This is a genomic window from Prevotella sp. C0026C3 (assembly GCF_056590795.1).
This window is the reverse complement of the sequence record NZ_JBWPWW010000007.1, coordinates 87,122-106,130: the sequence shown is the minus strand read 5'-3', so window position 1 is coordinate 106,130 and position 19,009 is coordinate 87,122. Positions and strand designations below refer to the sequence as shown.

Below are 19,009 nucleotides of genomic sequence, written 5' to 3'. Positions count from 1 at the left end.
GAATAAAATGAATATTTTATGGAGAGGAGCAGGCATAGCATTGTGTGCAATGTTATGCGTGGCTCCTGCAAACAGTAAGAAGAAAACTAATAAGAAAGACGCTTCCGAGAAGCAAGAGATGACTTCTGTCAGCGGTTATAGCAAGGCTGTAGCCGGCTATAAAGCGCATCCCGGACTCATTACCGCCTATGAGAAAGAGGGTGAATATCTATTTGCCATTCCCAAATCGTTGTTGGGGAAAGACTTGTTGCTCACTTCGCGTGTATCGACGACAAGCAATAACTCTAGCACGGTGGCCGGAGAGATGCCTCATTCGCCTGTCCTCATTACGCTTTCTACCCAAGGCAAAAGACTCTATATCCATAAGAAGTCGTCTAAAAACATCTGCGATCCCAACTCATCTTTGCAAGCTTCGTTTGATAGGAACTTCATTGCGCCCATCTGGAAGTCGTATAAAATCAAGGAAACCAATGATTCTACTCTTCTAGTAGATATGGAATCGCTCTTTACTTCAAGCATAGAAGAACTCAATCCTTTTAAGACCGGAGTTCCTCAAGCCACACAGATGGGCAGTCCGATTAGCGACCTTTGCGTGATTATTGGGGCTAAATCGTTCCCCAAGAATTTGCAGGTGAAGTCGCAAATGGGCTACACTTCGCGCAACGAACCGTTCACTGTGACCATGACGCGCAACATTATTCTCTTACCAGAGAAGCCTATGCGCCCACGTTTGGCAGACCCTCGAATCGGTTATTTCGATGAGAAAAAGGAGTATTTCAGCGACCGTAACGATGGTGTTGTGCCTGTTTCGTATATCAAACGTTGGAACTTGGAACCTGTAGATAGTGCTGCTTTTGCTCAAGGAAAGCTCACCGAAGTCAAGAACCCCATCGTGTTTTACATCGATACAGCCATCCCTCGCAAGTGGGCACCCTATATTAAAGAAGGTGTATTGGAATGGAATAAGGCTTTCGAAAAGATTGGATACAAGAACGTGATGCAAGTACGTGACTATCCAAAAGACGATCCTAACTTCGATCCCGATGATATTCGATACAATTGTTATCGTATGATTACGACCAATGTTGAGAACTCTGTGGGGCCATGCGCATCCGATCCACGTTCCGGAGAGATTATTCAAGGAGACGTACTCTTTTACTTCAATAGTGTAAAACTGCTGCATAACTGGCGCTTTGTACAAACTGCTGCGGTCGATCCTAAGGTGAGAAAGCGTGTTCTCGACGACGAGTTGACAGGTAGTTCTCTACGGTATGTGGCTACTCATGAAGTGGGTCACACCCTTGGACTCTTGCACAATTTCCGAGCTTCTGCCACCATTCCGGTCGACTCTTTGCGCTCTGCTACATTCACACAGAAGTATGGTACCACCCCGTCTATCATGGATTATGCCCGCTATAATTATGTGGCGCAGCCCGGAGATAAGGGAGTCAACCTGCTGCCTCCGCCATTAGGAGTATACGATTCATATGCCATTGCATGGGGATATAAGCCTATTCCCGGTGCAGTGACGCCTGAAGACGAATTGCCAACACTGAATAAATGGATTAGAGAGAAGGAAAACAATCCGATGTATCTCTATGGTCAACAGTATTTCTTCAACTCTGTAGACCCCAGTTGTCAGTCAGAAGACTTGGGCGATGACGCTGTCAAGGCTGGTGAATATGGCATTAAGAATCTCAAGTATATCGTGAAACATCTTGCAGAATGGTGTGTAGAGGATGGCAAAGATTACAAGCGTTTGCAGGAAGCACACAACGAAGTGGCCGAACAACTACAACGCGAGATCTATCATGCAGTGATGTATGTGGGCAGTATCTATATGGATGAGCCTGTCGCAGGAGATGGTAAGCCCAACTTCCGTTTTACCGATCGCAACACACAGAAGCGTGCATTGCAATTTGTTTTGCGCAACATAGCCGACCTACCTAACTGGTATAACGACAAGAGTATTGTTGAAAAGACCGGTCGCATACAGTCGGTCAGCAACATGCAAGCCCGTTTCTTGAAGAGTTTGTTTGCCGGTCCGGTGGCCACAGCGCTCTCGCTGTTTGAGCAGATGGAGCCAACCAAGGCCTATACCTATCAAGAAATGATGGACGAAGTGTATCGTTTCGTGTGGGCTAAGAGCTTACGCAATGCTGTACCTAATCTCTACGAGCGTCAGTTGCAAATCGTTTATGTCAATAGTTTGCTGCGTGCACTCTCTGCCAAGCAAGAAAAGAAGTCGCTATCAGGTTCTGCTTTCTTTGCTTCTCAGCCCCATGTATGCGGTATACACGACAATCTCGACCGCGGTTCTAAGTCATTCTTCGAGTTCGATCCATTGGAAGACTTCCGCATGATTCGCACTCCGGTAACCCAAGGGCTTGCGCTCGACCTCAAGAAACTGCTGGGGCGTTTGCGTGTTTCAGCCTCTAGCAAGATGCTTCGTGCCCATTACGACGCCCTTTATAGCGATGTCAATGCAGCATTAAAATAAGATTTTATGAATGTAAAAAGCCCGACTCTTCATGGAGCCGGGCTTTTTTTATATTCTGATTGAATCTCATCCCCATTCGGAGGGATACATTCTTCTTACAACTTCCAAGTCACTCCGTCCTTGGTATCTTTTATTTCAAAGCCGGCAGCAGCAAGTGCATCGCGTATTTGGTCGCTTGTTGACCAGTCTTTATTGTCCTTAGCTTTCTTGCGAAGTTCCAATACCATGTCTACCACCTTGCCGAAAGCAGCCTCTCGTACATCGTTGTTAGAAGCGTGCTCATTCTTCAATCCTAGCAGTTCAAAGGCAAAGAGATTCATCGTGTCGGCCAATTCCGTAAGGTCTTTACCGCTGATTTGCGCTTTATGGTCGAGCAGAATGTTAATCAAATGACATGCTTCGAACAGATGACTGATAACCACTGGTGTCTGTAAATCGTCGTTCATGGCATCGTAGCACTGTTGGCGAAATCCTGCAACAAAGGCTTTTGTTGATGCATCACTCTCGTTTCCGGCCTGTACACGACTCAAATCTGCGATACCATTCATCAACTTATTGAGTCCTTTCTCACTGGCAATGAGCGCTTCGTTAGAGAAGTCTACCGTGCCACGATAGTGGGCTGAGAGGATGAAGAAGCGTATAGTCATGGGCGAGAAAGCCTTCTCCAGACTCTCATGATTGCCCGTGAAGAACTGTTCGAGCGTAATGAAGTTACCTAGACTCTTACCCATCTTCTGTCCATTGATGGTTATCATGTTGTTGTGCATCCAGTAATGTACCATTTGGTCGCCCTGACTAGCCACCGCTTGAGCAATCTCGCACTCGTGATGTGGGAATACCAAGTCCATTCCACCACCGTGAATATCGAAGTGTTCGCCTAGATATTTACGTCCCATAGCCGTACATTCGCAGTGCCAACCGGGGAAACCGTCGCCCCACGGACTCGGCCAACGCATGATATGTTCGGGTTGTGCTTTCTTCCACAAAGCAAAGTCCACCTGATTACGCTTCTCTCCCACGCCGTCAAGTTCGCGACTGTTGTTGATGACATCATCGAGGTTGCGCCCTGAAAGAATACCGTATTTATGGTCTTTGTTGTATTTCTCTATATCGAAATAGATAGAACCATTGCTTTCATAAGCATATCCATTGTTCAAAATCTCTTTTACCAGTTCTTCCTGTTCGATGATATGCCCGGTGGCATGCGGCTCGATACTGGGCGGAAGCACGTTGAGTGCATCCATCGCTTGGTGATAACGATTGGTATAATGCTGCGCTATCTCCATTGGTTCGAGCTGTTCCAGACGTGCTTTCTTCTCAATCTTGTCATCGCCTTCGTCGGCATCGTGTTCCAAGTGTCCCACATCGGTGATGTTACGCACGTAGCGTACCTTATAGCCGAGGTGCTTCAGATAGCGGAAAAGCAGGTCGAACGTGATGGCAGGACGAGCATGTCCCAAATGTGGGTCGCCATAAACGGTCGGTCCACACACATACATTCCCACGTTAGGAGCATGCAATGGCTTGAAAATCTCTTTCCTCCGAGAAAGAGTATTATAGATAAAAAACTTCTGTTCCATATTGTAATATTTAGCTTTTACAAAGGTAATGCAAATGAGCGCAATGAAAGTTCACTTTTAAATTGCCGAGTGTCGCTTAGCTTCTACAAAGGTAATGCAAACGCTAGAAATAGGAAAATAAAACACAAACGTTTTTCACAATTGTCCCGCCTCAACCTGTCTGACGATTCGTTCGGTCACTCTGTCCACGCCATCGCCATCGTATTGCTTCATCAGACTAGCACCGAAAGCCCACGCAAAAGCTTGCCAAAATCCGGCACGAATAGGACCGAGAAAGGCTTGGATAAGGTTGTACGACGAGCTGTTGCATTCGCGATAGACTAGTTTTATCAAGAGTTTACCCTGTGTATACGAGAGTTTCTTCATGCGTGGCCCGTACTCTTCCTTCAAACTTTTCTCTACTATCTTCATGTGCGCGTCGCGGGCACGCTTGTTAGGGAGTGTTTCCAGATAGTCGCCTGTTTCGATAATGATACGGTTCACTTCCTTGGCTATGGGCAAAACCTTTTTCACATTGGCCACCAAGCGGTTGTAAGCTACGCGTTGACGTGCATTTGTAAATACCGGCACAGGGTACACATAGATATTGTTCAACTCTACATACTGGATGGAATCACCATCTTTCATCACCTTACCCACTTTCACCATCGGCACGAAAGTGGGATTGTCCATATCCACCACTCGATCTTCGGGATTGACACGAACTGCTCCATCGTTCTGTGCCAACGCCGAAATGTGGCACAAACAGATGAATATGCACAGTATGTTGATACGTAGTTTCATCGCAAAGCAAAAGTAGTTATATTTTCGGAATCGGTGAAATTTAGCAGGCTAAATTTCCTTTTACGCGCCATACAGCCCGGTCCTACAGTTGCATTTTAGGGAAAATCCTCTGCCAAATAGGCTTTTCTCCCTGTTCACTTTGCCCATGATTACGTACATTTGCCTTAGAAACCAATCAATTAGAGACTTATGAAACATTACATTCTTTTATCATTATCGGCCCTCTTGTTATTGTGCACCATGCCGGTCAAGGCACAGTATTACCCTGACGGACGCCCCATTCCGCCACGTAAGCGTGCTGCTTATTATGCCAACAGGAACAGGCAGAACTACAGGACACGCCCCAACTACAACTCGTACAACAACAATATGTATTATGGTATGCGTTTGGGGCTGGGCATTGCCAACGTTAATTCCGATTCAAAGATACTGGATACCAATGAGTCTAAGACCGGACTGAATGTCGGTATGTGATAGGAACGCAGCTTACCAACCGCGCTCCACTCTTTTTCGAGACGGGTTTATATTATACAGAAAAAGGAGGAAAGAGTACATATAATGGTCAAAAGTTCACCTATGGGCTGAATTACGTTGAACTTCCTTTGCTCTTGAAGTACAAATACCACGTAGACCGCGACTTCTCTATCGAACCGTTTGTGGGTGGATATCTAGCTTGTGGTGTGGGAGGCAAGATTAAAGACTACGACAACCGTGCCGCTTATCCTAGCTTCAGTGAGGATTACAACGACAACTTCAATCGTTTCGATGGTGGTATCAAGGTAGGATGCGGACTTGGATTCCAAATGCTTTATTTAGAAGCGAGCTACGATGTCGGGTTAGCTAACGTCGGTAAAGACGACTTCGAAGATACGCATACCGGTACATTCAATCTTACCTTCGGTGTCAACTTCTAACGGTAAGCTTTTATTCTTACCTATTTCTTGTTTCCGGAAAGGAAGGGTGACTACACTAATTCATCACCTTTCCTTTCCATATACTCCTTCCTCTCCTTGGGAGAGGGGTGGGGTGAGGTTGCTGCAAGCTATTGGCAGCATTGCTGTCTGGGCTCAGCAATTTTGTTGCCACGTTGATGCAGCGATGCTGAAAAGACCTTGCAGTCGGTTAATAGACTGATAGATGGGTAAACAAGTAGACTTATTAGGAGTGAAGAATAGTGAGTTTTCAAGATTGATAGGAGCTTTTTAGGATTCTGACAGTCGTTTTTTCGTTGATAATGTGTACCTTCGTAGATTGTAAGTCGGTAAGACTTGTCAATCAAAAGAATCTATCATGTTCAGTAAAAATCGACAAACTAGTATTTCGCTCTTATATCTTGTTACGATACATGTGTTGGGATTGCTGTGTCTAAGTGCTTTCAGACTCATCGAGTTTTTGTTCTTACGCCATCTCTGTACGGGCGAAGCCAACCCGATGATAGCCTTTGTTCGCGGCCTATGGTTCGACAATGTCATCCTTTGTTATATCTCTTTGTTGCCTATTGTCTTCTTGTTGGGCAGTGCCATTGTGGGTTTTCGTCGTCGATGGACGTATCGGTCGGTCACCATTTGGTACGGTGTGTTGATGACATTGGCATTGGCTGTGTCAGCTGCCAATACTCCTTATTTCCAGTATTTCTCTAAGAATATCAACTCGTCTATTTTTGAATGGTTCTCTTATACGGGCACTACGGCCGGTATGTTGGTCGAAGAGAAGAGTTATCTCGTCCATATTGCGTTATTCTTTGTCGTTGCTGGTCTGTTTTGGTGGGCAGGGTTGAAGCTGGAGAAGTATTGGTATCAACGGTTACAAACTCTTCCTGTTTCGCGTATAGGCATCGTCTCATGCAGTTTACGTACCGTTGTGCTGCTGTTGGTCGGTGGACTTTGTGTTTTTGGCATACGTGGCCGGATAGGGTATAACCCTATTAAAATCAGTCAGGCTTATTACTGTAACGATGCTTTCCTCAATCAGTTGGGCATCAATCCGGCGTTTAATTTGCTTACAAGTGCACTGGACGACATGAGAAGTGAGAACCGAGAGTTGCATTTGATGCCTTATAATAAGGCCATTACGATAGCTCGTAACAGTTTGGGAATCGATGGTAAGGTGGATAGTACGCACGTTTTGCGTCGGTATGTCAAGGCTGATGGTGTTGTCAAGAAATACAATGTGGTTATTATTCTGATGGAGTCGATGTCGGCACCACTACTTGAATCGTTCGGTAACGGCCAACATCTCACACCCACGCTAGACTCGCTCTATCATCATTCGTTGACATTCAACCGCTTCTATAGTGCCGGAATCCACACGAACCACGGTATGACGGCAACGCTATATTCCTTTCCTGCGCTGATGTTTAGGAACCTGATGAAGGGTACGGTGACTCCCCGGCGCGACGGAATTCCCACGGTACTGAAGCGAGAGGGTTACCATAATATGTTTTTTATGACTCATGAGGCGCAGTACGACAACATGAAAGCCTTCTTCTCTACCAACGGATATGATGAAATTTATTCGCAAGAGAACTATCCGAAGAGCGAGGTGGTGAACAGTTTCGGCGTGTCCGACCACTATTTGTTCCAGTATGCGCTGCCCGTTATCAACCGTCAGGCGGCTACGGGCAAACCCTTTATGGCGACGCTTCTCACTATTAGCAACCATCCTCCTTATATTATTCCATCGTTCTTCAAGCCGCATACCAGCGAACCGGAGTCGCAAATAGTGGAGTATGCCGACTGGGCTGTTGGCGATTTCTTGCGTAAAGCGAGCCGGGAGGCATGGTATAAGAACACAATATTCGTCGTTTTGGCCGATCACGGTAAGATGGTTGGCATGGATAATAGTGAATTGCCAGAAAGCTACAACCATATTCCACTGATGATTTTCGGTGCGGACGTAAAGCCGCAAGTATATGATGGGCTAGGTATGCAAGTTGATGTAATGCCTACTTTGCTTGGTATGCTGAACATGAGTTATGCTTATGATGGCTTTGGTGTCAATCTTTTAAAGACGAAAAGAGACCATGTGTTCTATTCTGCCGATAACCAAATCGTGGGGAGAGATGCTTCGCGACGTTATGTCTATGCCCCGAAGATTCAGAAAAGTTTTTGTTATGACAGTCAGCAAAAGGCTGTGGCAAAGACCAAAGCCTATGAATCGCTCGAAGAATATGCCAAGGCTATGATTCAAACGGCGGAATATATCTACCGCCGAGGTGATGGTCGAAGATAACAAAAATCCCCCAATGCAGTGGGCAAAGGGGGATATGGGTGGAGCTTGATAGGCTTTCTTGTAAGTTGATGTCTATTTATTGGAATCCAAGATGAGGTGGCAGGCAAACTCCCAAACGACGATACCGGTAGTCACACTCACGTTGAGCGAATGCTTGGTACCAAACTGTGGAATCTCCAGACAGCTGTCGCAACGGTCGATAACAGCCTGAGCGACGCCCTTAACCTCGTTTCCGAAGACTACGGCATATTTGCCTTGACGGTCTAACGATAGGTCTTGTAATTTTACAGAACCCTCAACTTGCTCGATACCATATATATAATAGCCATCGCAGTGGAGGGCTTCGACGGCCTCAATCGCGCTAGGGAAGTATTTCCAATCCACACTGTCTTCACCGCCAAGAGCCGTTTTGTGAATCTCGGCATTGGGAGGTGTGGCCGTGATACCGCACAGATAGACTGCCTCTACACGGAAAGCGTCGCATGAACGAAACACACTTCCTACATTATACAGCGATCGTACGTCATCGAGAACCACTATCAGAGGCAGCTTTTCGGCCTCTTTGAACTCGTCGACCGTGAGTCGTTGCATCTCTATCGTCTTGAGCTTGCGCATTTTACTGCTGTTCCTCCTTAGTTTTATAAGCCAATGCGTACATGCGAATCTGCTTAATCATTGAGAGCAAACCATTGCTACGGGTGGGCGAGAGATGCTCACGCAGCCCGATACGGTCGATGAAATACAGGTCGGCATCGAGTATCTCGGTTGGTGTATGACTGCTTAATACGCGAATCAACAGGGCTATGATGCCTTTGACGATGAGCGCATCGCTGTCTGCTGTGAGCTTGATGAGCCCGTCTGTATAGTCGCATTGCACCCACACACGGCTTTGACAACCATTGATAAGGTTGCTTTCTGTTTTATATTGATTGTCTAATACTTCCAAATCATTGCCTAGGTCGATGAGCATTTGGTATCGATCCATCCAGTCGGTGAAGTCTTCAAACTCCGCAATGACTTCGTCTTGCAATTCGTTGATAGTCATATTTGTTTGCTAATATCCTTATTCTGTATATTTTATATGGCTCTTTTATGATGTTTTAGAGCATATAGAGTCACCCTTCTACCAGCTTAAACAGCTTGTCATTGGGGCGCACTTTGTCGGGTACGGGGATGGAAATACGCCATCCCTGTTCTGCTTTCTCTACGGGTTTCAGGTCATAACGTATCTCTGTAGCATCAAGATACATGGCTCCGGTAGTCGGTCCGGTGATGAGTAACTTGTCTCCTACGTTGAATGTAGTGGCTTCCACGGCAATCTCGGCTACCCCTATCTTTGCGAAGTGCTTGGTTACTTTGCCTACAAGTATTTTCTTCTGTGTGGCCTTGTTACCGTAATTCTTGGTCCATTCACCCATTGTCTGGCCTTTATAATAGCCATCCCAGAAGCCGCGGTTGAACACGGTTGCGAGTCGTTTGTCCCATTCGTCCTTCTTCTCTTCGGTGAAAGTGCCATCAAGAACGCTCTGTATGGCCTCTTTATAGCATTTTACTACGGTGTACACATATTCGGGGCCACGCGCACGTCCTTCGATTTTGAACACCCGAACACCCGCATCCATCATCTTATCTACGAAGCGTACGGTTTTCAAGTCCTTTGGACTCATGATGTATTTATTGTCTATCTCTAGCTGTTTTCCCGTTTCGTTGTCGGTTACAGTATACGAACGGCGGCATATTTGTACGCATTGGCCGCGGTTGGCTGAGCGATTTGCATCGTGAAGACTCATGTAACATTTGCCCGAAACAGCCATACATAGTGCACCATGACAGAACATTTCGATACGAACGGGCTTGCCTAGCGGACCGTAAATATTCTGTTCGACTATTTGTTCGTGGATGTATTTCACCTGTTCCATTTTCAGTTCGCGAGCCAATACCGATACGTCTGCAAACCGAGCATAGAACTTTAAAGCCTCCGTATTCGATATATTGAGTTGAGTAGACAGGTGAACTTCCTCGCCAATTTCATTACAATAGGCCATTACTGCTACGTCTGAAGCGATAACAGCCGATATTCCGGCCTCTTTGGCAGCGTCTATTATCTCGTGCATTGTGGCTATATCCTCGTCGTAGATGACTGTGTTTACCGTGAGATAGGTTTTGATACCGTGCTCATTACACGTTGCTGCAATCTCTCGTAAGTCGTCTATGGTGAAGTGATTGGCCGAATGTGAGCGCATGTTCAGCTGTCCGATGCCGAAGTAAACGGAGTCTGTACCGGCCTGAATAGCTGCTGCGAGCGATTCTCGCGAGCCCACCGGAGCCATTATTTCATAATCTGATATATTCTTATCCATGCTGCAAAGGTACTGTAAATCAATGATAAATGAGCATTAATTTGCAGATAGTTGACTGTAAGAGGGGCTTGTAAAATCACATATAGAGATTGTATCTAGAAATAAGAAGAAATATTTGACTCTTATAAGTCTTTTGTGTATATTTGTAATAACTAATATATAAGTTATAAAATAAGAATATTAGGTATAGTAACTAATATATAAATTGTAATATATGTATATCTTTGAACCGATTTCAAGTGACGATATTCAGCGAAGACTATCAGAGTGTTGCAGGCTACGTAGGCTGGAAAAGAATATGTCACAAAAGGCTTTGTCCGACCTTAGTGGTGTACCTTTGTCTACCATACAGCGTTTTGAACATACCGGTGAGATCTCTTTGGGCAGTTTTGTAAAGATAGGTCGTGCCTTAGGGTATGCTCAGGAACTGATGGAAGTCATGTCTAAGCCCAAGTATAATAGCCTTGATGAGATGGTAAAGATCAACAAAAATAAAAGTAGAAAGAGAGGAACCGATGAGAAAGGTTGAATCTTTGAAAGTCATGTACCATCATATTCTTGTGGGAAGAATGACTATGGGGACGAATGGGACATGTTTGTTCCAATATGATAGAGAATGGCTTGACACCGGATTTTCCATCTCTCCCTTGAAACTTCCGCTTATACCAGAGTTGTTTGAAGCCGAACTTACACCGTTTGGTGGTAACTTTGGCGTGTTTGAGGATAGCATACCCGGTGGCTATGGAGAGTATATGTTGACCAAAGAGCTAAGAAAGCATGGTGTCAACTACATGGAACTAGATCCATTACAGAAACTAAGTATCGTCGGTTCGTCCGGTATGGGAGCATTGTGCTATGTTCCTGACAATAAAATATCAATACCGGAAGACAGCATAGACCTTGACAAGATACAGCATGAGGCGCTAGAGGCGCTTTCTGAAAAGAGCGATAAGAATGCCGGAAGATTATATATGGCTAGTGGAAACTCCGGTGGTGTTCGCCCCAAAGTGTTGTTAAATGCAGACGGAATAAGTTGGATCGTGAAGTTTCGCCAAACATATGACCCTCTTGATGCGGGACTTATAGAATACATGTATAACAAAGCTGCGCAGAAAGCAGGAATCATTGTCCCACAATTTAGGTTATTCAATGGTCGCTACTTTGGTGAAGAACGTTTCGATATAGCCCCCAATGGAGATAGAATCCATATGGTTACGGCCAGTGGGCTTCTGAACGAGGGTATCAATCTGCCTAAAATGGATTACAATACACTCCTTGCTTTAACGGGATATATTACGCAGGATCATGTAGAAGTGGAACAACAATTCAGAAGGATGGTATTCAATTACTATTCAGAAAACTTCGATGACCATGTACGAAACTTCTCTTTCCTATATATAGATGGCAAATGGAAGCTATCACCTGCTTACGATATGACTCATGATAGTTCTTTGGGGACGCATGCAACAACGGTTGGTTATACCGATAGTCCTACCGATGAAGATTTAATCAATGCAGGAATGAGAATTCAAATACCTCAAAAAGTGTGTGAATCAATTATTGATGAGGTTAGACCCATTGGCAGAGAATTGGTAAAACGAATTAAGAATAAGGATTATGAGTTTCCTTTTCCGTAATTCGGACTATTGTTGTTGAAAGCAGTTCTAGCTTCTCAACCTCGCGAAAGGGTGAACTTAAACGCCACGCCTCCCTCTTCTAGGTTCTCTACGGTGATGGTTCCACCATGTATCATCACTGCATTTTTGACGATGGCGAGTCCCAATCCGGTGCCGCCGAGCTTTCTGCTGCGACCTTTATCCACCCTGTAGAATCGTTCAAAGATGCGAGATAGATGTTGCGGAGGGATGCCTACACCGTCGTCTTTGAATGTAAACGCATACTCATCCGGAGTTACTTCCACATGAAGCGTGATGCATTTACCCTCTCCGGCGTACGCAATGGCGTTGTCGGTGAGGTTTCGGAAGATGCTGTAGACAAGTGATTGGTCGCCACGGAAAGGCAGTTGTTGCGGTAGTTGGTTGTGGAACAGCATGTTCTTTTCCTGTCTTTCGAGTGCTGTCTCGTCTACAATGCCGCGTACTATTGTCGCAATGTCGAAGTCAACTGGCTGTTGTGGCCTGTTGTCTACATTGTCCATCTTGTTGAGCGTAGATATATCTACGAGCAAACTACCTAACCGTTGACTCTGCGCATAGCTTCGTTCGATGAACTGTTGTTTTATTTTTGCATCCATATCGGGGTTGGCTATGATGGTCTCCAAGTACCCTTGGATGGTGGCAGCAGGTGTTTTAAGTTCGTGCGCAATGTTCTGTGTGAGTTCCTTTCTCATGTTGGCTTGCTCCTCTTTACTACGCTGTAGCCGTTTATAAAGCTTGATGATGTACTCTGATATTTCCCCTAATTCGTCGTTGGAGAATTGTACCAAGTCTTCACTATCAAGACTTTCGTTGCGGTCGGCACGGCTTGCGAAGAGGCGTAACTTCGTCACATTGCGGCTCAATCGGTGGATAAAGCGATAGAGTACAAGCGTGATGACGATGAGTGCACAGAGCGATAGCCATAGATAGAGCATGTTATCGTCCAGTCCATCAAGCATGTTGTTGTCGTAAGGCAGTGCCGAACGAATGACAAGAGAGTCGCTTGGATAATATGTAGCCGAATAGAAATACTTGTGACCCAGCGTCTGGCTGTTGCGATTGATGTCGAAACCGCTTCCTTGGCGTAATGCTGTGGCCACCTCTCGACGATTCTTATGGTTGGGAATATGGGCATAGTCTTTCACCTCGTTGTCGAAGACTATGCGTCCCGATGGGCGTATCAATGTTACGCGCATGCCATTGATGCGGTGCGTATTGACGTATTTGGCAATGGCTGCCTCATTATTTTTCCCCGTCAACTCCAGTACTTCGTACATGCGGTCGTTGTAGTCTTGCAGTCGTAGGTTGATGAGTTCGGCTTTATGCCGGTTCTCTCCCACATGGTTCATGGATAATAAGAGCGCCACAACGAGCACAAAGACTGTGAGCACAAGTACAAACATGCGCTGCCCGATGGTTGTTCCTGTTGGTTTGTCTATGGATGGTTGCATCTTTTAATCTTCAAAACAATAACCGAATCCCTGCCGAGTGACGATGTGTTTGGCATAGATTCCAATCTTTTTACGAATACGTGTGATGTTCACATCCACCGTTCTGTCGAGCACCAATACGTCACTCGGCCATATCTTTGTGATGAGTTCTTGTCGGCTGAACACCCGTCCACGGTGCTTGAGAAGTAGGCTGAGCACGCCTAACTCGGTCTTAGTGAAAGGTATTTCCATACCGTCCAACTCCACTTTTTTGGCAGATAGATTGATGCGAAGGGTGTGATAGCTGATCAATTCGTCGGTGGGAGTCGCGGTAACGGCTGTTCGTCGTAGTACGGCTTTGACTCGAAGAATCATCTCGCGTACCGAAAAAGGTTTCGTGATGTAGTCGTCGGCACCGATGGTAAGTCCGGTTACGGCATCGTTCTCCGTGTCTTTGGCAGTGACGAAGATTATGGGTATGCGCCTCGTATCACTGTTTTGTTTGAGTCGTTTAGCCAGTGAGAAGCCCGAAATCTCTCCCATCATTACGTCTAGCATCATGAGGTCGTAGTCTGCAAGCGACTCTTTGGCCAGCACTTCTTCGGCCGAATAGGCTACATCTACGTTGAATCCCTCATTCTCAAGGTTGAATTGAAGGATTTTACATAGGTCGCGCTCGTCGTCGACCACAAGAATTCTCTGCTTCATCGTATCCATATTATATTGTATATATACCGGTTAGGAGAGGCTTGTTAGCCACTTTGCCATTTTTATTTCTTTTGTTTGTCCCCTCAATCAGCTCTACTTGTCTACCCGTTTACTTGTCTATTACTCGGCTGCAAAGCCTCTGCAACTTTGCTGCCTCGCCTTTTCAGCATTGCTGTCTGGCTTTTGCAGCGATGCTGCTGTGGCCTTGCAATAACCTCACCTCGGCTTTCTCTCAAGGAGCGGAAGATTATATTGAGTCGGCAACTTAATAAGTTGTTAGCCCAACGATGTTGCAAATATATCGAAAAATAACTGAATATGCCTTTTCTGCCGTGCTATTTATCATTTGTAACATGATTGTAATAAGGTTGCAAAGAATTGGAAACATGGGGCTACTACTTTTGCATCAAGAAATTATAAAATCGACTTATGGAATTGATTTATCTGATTATTATTGTCTTTCTGTTTTTGTTGGCATCCTTTGATTTATGGGTGGGTGTCAGCAACGATGCTGTAAACTTTCTCAATTCGGCCGTCGGTGCACGTGTGGCTCGCTATCGTACCATCATGATAGTAGCCTCGGTGGGTGTGCTGGCAGGTGCTTTGTTGAGCAATGGCATGATGGATATTGCCCGACACGGCATCATGAATCCGTCTAACTTCACCTTTCACGAGGTTATGACCATCTTATTAGCCGTGATGGTGACTGATGTTGTGATTCTCGACATGTTCAATAGTCTGGGCTTGCCCACCTCTACCACTGTGTCGATGGTGTTTGAATTGCTTGGTGGTACGTTTGTTATGGCTATCTTGAAGATGGCACATGGCAGTGAATTGCAGATATTCGACCTGTTGAATACCGAGAAAGCGCTGACCGTTATCATCGCTATCTTCGTGTCGGTGGCTGTCGCTTTTGTCTTCGGTTACATTGTTCAGTGGGTTTCGCGTTTGATATTCACCTTTAAATATCAAGAGAATCTGCGTTACACGGTGGCTATCTTTGGTGGCATTGCCGTTACGGCATTGTCGTATTTCGTGTTTGCAAAAGGATTGGGAGGGGCTTGGTTCATCGACCAACGTGTGGTGACTTTCATCGATACCCATATTCATACGCTTCTGATAGTGGTGTTTCTGGGGAGTATGGTGGTAATGGAGATATTGCATTTGTGCAAGGTCAACATCTTCAAATTCATCATCTTGGCCGGTACATTCGCGTTGGCCATGGCCTTTGCAGGCAACGACTTGGTGAACTTTATCGGTGTTCCGTTGGCTGGTCTCAGTTCGTTTCAAGACTATATGATGCATGGTGGTGGTGCCAACGACAGTTTTTTGATGGCGTCGTTACAGGGTTCGGCAAAGACTCCGATGCTCTATCTCGCAATAGCGGCGTTCATCATGATATTTTCGATGGTTACCTCGAAAAAGGCACGCAATGTGATTAAGACCAGTGTAGACCTTTCGAGACAGGACGAGGGCGATGAGATGTTCGGCACATCACGTGCTGCTCGCAGCATAGCTCGCTTGACACAGAACTATTCGGAGAACGTGGAACGCGTGATACCGCAGTCGGTCCGTCGATGGATAGATGGCAGATTTGACAATCAAGGTGTGGTGTTGGCTCCCGGAGTAGCCTTTGACGAGGTGCGTGCATCGGTAAATTTGGTGTTGGCGGCATTGCTTATCATCATCGGAACCAATCTGAAGCTACCCTTGTCTACCACTTATGTGACCTTTATGGTGGCTATGAGCTCGTCTTTGGCCGACCGTGCATGGGGACGGGAGAGTGCTGTGTTCCGTATCACGGGTATGCTTTCGGTGATTGGCGGATGGTTTGTGACGGCGGGAGTGGCCTTCCTTGGCTGTATGTTGGTGACGCTTGTGATGTTCTATGGAAGCATCGGTGCGATGATAGCCTTTATGGGATTGGTCATCTATCTGCTTATTAGAAGCAGCAAGAAGTTTAGCGACAGCGAGAAAGAGAATAAGGAAGACGAGTTGTTCAAGCTGATGATGCGCAGCAAAGACCCGGAGATAGTGTGGGATTTACTGGTGAAACATGTGAGTAGGATGCAAGCCGGTATGACCAACTTTGCCTTGGAGCAGTACACGCATATCTTTGATGGGTTGTCAAAACAAAAGATGAGCGAGCTAAGGAGTAGTCAAAGTGCACTTAAGAAAGAACAGGAAATGTTGAAAAAGTATCGAAAGAAGGAGATATTAGTGATGCATCTGGTGCCGCAGGAGTTGGCTTTGGAGCGCAATACGTGGTTCTATCTAGGTATCAATAGTGCACAGCAATACATCTATTGTCTGAAGCGTATGCTCGAACCAGTAAAGGAACATGTGGACAACAATTTCAATCCGTTGCCCCAAAGTTATATTGATGAGTTCCAACCTGTATTGAACAGCATTCATCAACTGATGAAACAAACGGCCGGTTTTATCAGTACGGGTCGATATTATGGGTATCGCGACGTGATGGAAGAGGCCGACCGATGCAAGAACGAACTCTCCGTGTTGCGCCATAAGCACATAGACCGCATGCAGAAAGATAGGAATTCAAAGAATCTGCAAATCTCTATCGTCTACCTGAATCTTATCCAAGAGACACAGGAATTGCTAAGTGTGATGCGCCATCAGTTGAGAGCGACACGCAAATTCATCGGTGCGCCCGGCACGTCTTACGCTCAAAACGAGCAAATGGATTAGAATTTCCATCGCATTTGCACGTCGATATCGGTCTGTGAGTGGCTGTCTATCTGCTGCAATCCGCTAGAAATGTGGTCTCGATCGGAATAGTTGGTGTGCCCGGCTTGGGCTATCAGCTGTAGACGAGAGGTGACATTGGCTTGCACATGAGCTACATAGCGCATGCCATGTCCATAGAATGAAGGGAAAGAAAAGGTGTAGAGAAGTCCCGGTTCGTAGGTATATACGCGGCTGATATAGCCGTCGGTGTGGAACCAAGCGACTTGTATGCCAGCCTTGAAGACTCCTAATTGGTAGTTAAAGTTATCTGTCAGCATCCAACCTTTGGCTGTTTGCTGATTTTTTATATATGTAAAATCGGTCTGGATTCTATTCCTCCAATGGGTGGAAGTATAGGTGGCTGATAGTCGGGCACGGTGTTCGGTTTGGGGAATGAGCCTCGTTTTGTCCGCATTATCATATTGCTTGCGGTGCCAACGATAGCGGGCGTTGAGGCTAAGAGAGTGATAAAGATAGGTGGCTTGCACGAGATGGTCCCACGCGTAAGATGATTTAGAAACCCGATAGCGAGCCCATGGCATGGAAACATAGTCGCTATACCACATCAAACTGAGGTTTCTAAGGGGTGTCCAAGAGGCTCCGATGTAGTATCCACTCTCGTTTTGAACGTTGCCGGTCTCGCTAAAACTTGTTGCAAAGAGATTATGATAACGGTAGGAATAGAAACGTTGCAAGGCGATAAGAGTGAGGTTATCGCGGAGCTGATAGCTTATGGTATTGAGGGTAGCAAGGGCATGACAGTCGCCTGTAGCAGTTTCTCCGCTAATCATGAGTCGATGGTTTTGATAACCATAGTCTATGCCTAAATTGTAAAAACGGCGTCCGCGCGGTCGCCAACGTCGATATGTTTGGACGGTATCGGGTCGCAGTTGATGGTTGAAAGAGGTGTAGACACCCGATAATCCCATGTGGAATCCCTTATCACTCCAATACAAGCGTGCGCCCAAAGTGGCTTGCATGGCATTCCGACGACGGTTCATCTCGCTCTGGGTGCGATGATATCCGGTTTCAAGAATAGTGGCAATGGTGACGCTATCCTTGTTCATGGTAGCGTCGATGGGGCGATATGAGGCGAAAGCTGTCGCATAGGTATGCTTTGTAAGAGCCAGTCTGACGGCTGTTCCTTGCAGATAATTAGCCTCAAGGCGTGATGCATGGCCACTGATATGATCGGTGTTGCGGCCTAATGTAGCCAAAGTTCCCAGTTTACCGAAGCTGAAATCGTTGTTCATTACAAGTCCCATGCCGAATCGCAGACGGTATCTGCCCACGACAAGAGTAGTGAGTAACCCCTTTGTTCTAACGAGAGCGTAGGCCGAATAGAAGTCGTAGCCACTGCTATTATGCCCTTTGAAGAAAGGTTCACCGGCATCTTTGGCGCCTATCAATCCTACCTTGAAGTACTGACCGTAGTTGAATGTGTAGCGCATCCAGTGTTTGAGAGGGTCGCCTAGATACCCTTTGTCATCGCCTTTGCGTTTGTATAGTGGGATGCGGGCATATCCTACGAGTTCGTGTTTACCATATTTGAGGATATTACGGAGGGTTGGGAAGCTGGTTTGCTCGATGGGTTTGACTTCTACGAAGCACTGGAGAAGTCGGCGACGGGGCGCATCCAGTGATTCAATCATGGCCAGTTCGTCCACGCTTTGCAATGGTGCGTACTGGTAAATATACGCCACTATCTCTTCAATCTGCTGTGCCGAGAGGAATGGGATGCGTTCTAAATCTTGTTGAGTAGCTGTGTTGAGGTTTATTTTGTGGGTTGCCAACTCGTTCAACACGTCGTAAGCCTCTTCCCACGAGCCCATTTCTACATCTTCTAAGGTGCCGATTTCATCGTAATAAGTCTTCCAATCATCGGCCATTTGTGCCTGTCCGGTAAGGAAATGAAGAGACAGGCATGCCATTAGAATGCCTTGTTTCCACATAGATATGAAGGTATTAGATAGTGAATATTCTGTTCTAAATATGCATGGGTGATTATTTC

The 19,009-nt window shown here is 45.9% G+C and carries 15 protein-coding genes; 7 read left to right on the top strand and 8 right to left on the bottom strand.

Annotated elements, in window-relative coordinates; genetic code table 11:
• The first annotated feature begins 7 nt into the window (after positions 1-7).
• The gene (locus AC1EK4_RS06305; protein WP_036897718.1) at positions 8-2,500 is read left to right on the top strand and encodes a zinc-dependent metalloprotease; all 2,493 of its coding nucleotides are present in this window, start codon (positions 8-10) and stop codon (positions 2,498-2,500) included.
• 95 nt (positions 2,501-2,595) lie between these two features.
• Here the strand turns inward: AC1EK4_RS06305 and cysS are convergent, their stop codons facing one another.
• The gene (gene cysS, locus AC1EK4_RS06300) at positions 2,596-4,080 is read right to left on the bottom strand and encodes a cysteine--tRNA ligase (protein WP_036897721.1); all 1,485 of its coding nucleotides are present in this window, start codon (positions 4,078-4,080) and stop codon (positions 2,596-2,598) included.
• A 135-nt stretch (positions 4,081-4,215) separates the two neighbouring features.
• The gene (locus AC1EK4_RS06295; protein WP_036897723.1) at positions 4,216-4,863 is read right to left on the bottom strand and encodes a DUF4294 domain-containing protein; all 648 of its coding nucleotides are present in this window, start codon (positions 4,861-4,863) and stop codon (positions 4,216-4,218) included.
• A gap of 189 nt (positions 4,864-5,052) precedes the next feature.
• Between AC1EK4_RS06295 and AC1EK4_RS06290 the strand changes: the two genes are divergently transcribed.
• The 3 genes from AC1EK4_RS06290 (at position 5,053) to AC1EK4_RS06280 (ending at position 8,094) form a co-directional block, all read left to right on the top strand.
• Positions 5,053-5,337: a hypothetical protein gene (locus tag AC1EK4_RS06290; RefSeq protein WP_480357443.1), complete on the top strand. Its 285-nt coding sequence runs from the start codon at positions 5,053-5,055 to the stop codon at positions 5,335-5,337.
• The gene (locus AC1EK4_RS06285; RefSeq protein WP_480357441.1) at positions 5,334-5,777 is read left to right on the top strand and encodes an outer membrane beta-barrel protein; all 444 of its coding nucleotides are present in this window, start codon (positions 5,334-5,336) and stop codon (positions 5,775-5,777) included. Before AC1EK4_RS06290 ends, AC1EK4_RS06285 begins: the two co-directional genes overlap by 4 nt.
• 376 nt (positions 5,778-6,153) lie before the next feature.
• The gene (locus AC1EK4_RS06280; RefSeq protein ID WP_036897729.1) at positions 6,154-8,094 is read left to right on the top strand and encodes an LTA synthase family protein; all 1,941 of its coding nucleotides are present in this window, start codon (positions 6,154-6,156) and stop codon (positions 8,092-8,094) included.
• 72 nt (positions 8,095-8,166) lie between these two features.
• On the opposite strand, the gene AC1EK4_RS06275 is transcribed toward AC1EK4_RS06280, so the two are convergent.
• From AC1EK4_RS06275 to AC1EK4_RS06265, 3 genes are all read right to left on the bottom strand, one after another.
• A complete protein-coding gene (locus AC1EK4_RS06275; protein ID WP_480357440.1) occupies positions 8,167-8,709 on the bottom strand; it encodes an RNA methyltransferase in 543 nt (180 codons plus the stop codon).
• A 1-nt stretch (position 8,710) separates the two neighbouring features.
• Positions 8,711-9,139, bottom strand: coding sequence for a SufE family protein (locus AC1EK4_RS06270; RefSeq protein ID WP_062435230.1), 429 nt, complete (start codon positions 9,137-9,139; stop codon positions 8,711-8,713).
• Between the two features lie 70 nt (positions 9,140-9,209).
• Positions 9,210-10,454 (bottom strand): peptidase U32 family protein, encoded by a 1,245-nt coding sequence (locus AC1EK4_RS06265; protein ID WP_480357439.1) that lies wholly within the window; start codon positions 10,452-10,454, stop codon positions 9,210-9,212.
• 214 nt (positions 10,455-10,668) lie between these two features.
• On the opposite strand from AC1EK4_RS06265, the gene AC1EK4_RS06260 reads away from it, so the two are divergent.
• Complete coding sequence (locus tag AC1EK4_RS06260; protein ID WP_036897740.1) at positions 10,669-10,983, top strand: helix-turn-helix domain-containing protein; 315 nt, start codon at positions 10,669-10,671, stop codon at positions 10,981-10,983.
• Complete coding sequence (locus AC1EK4_RS06255; protein WP_480357437.1) at positions 10,970-12,091, top strand: type II toxin-antitoxin system HipA family toxin; 1,122 nt, start codon at positions 10,970-10,972, stop codon at positions 12,089-12,091. The genes AC1EK4_RS06260 and AC1EK4_RS06255 overlap by 14 nt, the downstream gene beginning before the upstream one ends.
• A 35-nt stretch (positions 12,092-12,126) precedes the next feature.
• Here AC1EK4_RS06255 and AC1EK4_RS06250 read toward each other — a convergent pair whose 3' ends face one another.
• Entirely contained in the window at positions 12,127-13,563 is a 1,437-nt protein-coding gene (locus tag AC1EK4_RS06250) for a sensor histidine kinase (RefSeq protein ID WP_052052861.1), read from the bottom strand.
• A 3-nt stretch (positions 13,564-13,566) separates the two neighbouring features.
• Entirely contained in the window at positions 13,567-14,250 is a 684-nt protein-coding gene (locus AC1EK4_RS06245) for a response regulator transcription factor (protein WP_036897792.1), read from the bottom strand.
• A 429-nt stretch (positions 14,251-14,679) separates the two neighbouring features.
• Between AC1EK4_RS06245 and AC1EK4_RS06240 the strand changes: the two genes are divergently transcribed.
• Positions 14,680-16,959, top strand: a complete 2,280-nt coding sequence (locus AC1EK4_RS06240; RefSeq protein WP_480357435.1) for an inorganic phosphate transporter — start codon at positions 14,680-14,682, stop codon at positions 16,957-16,959.
• Here the strand turns inward: AC1EK4_RS06240 and AC1EK4_RS06235 are convergent.
• Positions 16,956-18,950, bottom strand: coding sequence for a helix-hairpin-helix domain-containing protein (locus AC1EK4_RS06235; protein WP_480357433.1), 1,995 nt, complete (start codon positions 18,948-18,950; stop codon positions 16,956-16,958). The genes AC1EK4_RS06240 and AC1EK4_RS06235 overlap by 4 nt on opposite strands.
• Positions 18,951-19,009: the final 59 nt, after the last annotated feature.